Genomic DNA, 1,183 nt, shown 5'->3' with positions numbered 1-1,183 from the left:
TTCTTTTGACTTTGACCGTGGTGCTCACCGTACTGGTGAATTACGTCGTGGTGCGGTTGTACAGGTTCAACAATGGAGTGATGTTGCAAACCTTACGCCGCAGGACTTAGCACCATATAAAACCGTTGTCATTGATACCGTGGGTGCAATGCTTGAATGCATTAAAACCCACCTGTTACTTACGGCAAATAACCGTCAAAAAGATGGTTCTTTAAAGTTAAAAGCTCAAGGTTTAGCGAACCAAACGTTCAAGCAATACATCAATACTTTGATCAGTTTAGGTAAAGATGTTGTTTTCATTGCACACGCATCAGAAGATCAAAACGGTGATCAAATTATTTACCGCCCAGATCTAGGTGGTAAAAACCGTAACGAGCTTTACCGTATCGCAGATGTCATGGGTTATCTAACAACTGTTACTACTGGTGAAGGTAAAAATGCCCGCGTTATTAATTTCAAACCTTCGCCTACACATCATGCGAAAAACTCAGGTGCTTTAGGCGGTGAAACCGGTGAAGTATGGGTACCTGATCTTAAAGCACACCCTACTTTCTTGGCTGACCTGATTACTCAAGCTAAAGATCACATTAACACCTTAACGCCTGCACAACTTGCAGCAGCTAAAGCCCAAGAAGAGCTAGAAAACTGGAAACAAAGCTGTGAAGAAGCTGAGCATGCAGGTGACCTTAATCAATTAACTGAGTCGCTTGATAAAGAACACATGTATTACCAGAACATGCGACAAGCAATGTTAATGAGAGCTAAAGCATTGAATTGCACGTTTGATAAACAACGTGGCACTTGGATTAGTCCCCCTGAATTTAACGGCATCTCAGATCAACAAAGAGACGAACTTCAAAACTTTATTGCTGAACGTGGCCTAGACGTAAAAACAGTATGTGAGCACTTAGGTATCGATGCCCTTATTCAAATTGAAGCAGCAAAACTTAAGGCAGTTAAACAAGACATTGAAACATTAGCTAAAACGGGGATGACAGCATGAATAATCTAATCACTGCAGCTGAAGCATTTGCAGCTCTTCAAAAAGGTAAAACTGTTCTTTGTCGTCCTATTGGAGACATGTTGGACTTTTCTGACTTAGATCAATTCCCCGCTTCTGTTTTTGGTAAACCGGGTTTTGAATTCTGCATCAAAATCGAAACTATTGAGCTGGCTGGCATTA

The 1,183-nt window shown here is 41.2% G+C and carries 1 protein-coding gene and 1 pseudogene; both read left to right on the top strand.

Annotation, left to right across the window (positions count from 1 at the left end; genetic code table 11):
- A partial coding sequence (locus tag VXQ92_RS19505; protein WP_416682905.1) for an ATP-binding protein occupies positions 1–1,003 on the top strand: 1,003 nt, incomplete at its 5' end.
- Positions 1,000–1,183: pseudogene (locus tag VXQ92_RS19500) on the top strand (hypothetical protein); the annotation flags it as partial. The gene VXQ92_RS19505 and the pseudogene VXQ92_RS19500, both read left to right, overlap by 4 nt.

This window comes from Acinetobacter sp. 228 (assembly GCF_048147885.1).
Note: the sequence above shows the minus strand (reverse complement) of the source record. Positions and strands in the feature narration are given on the sequence as shown.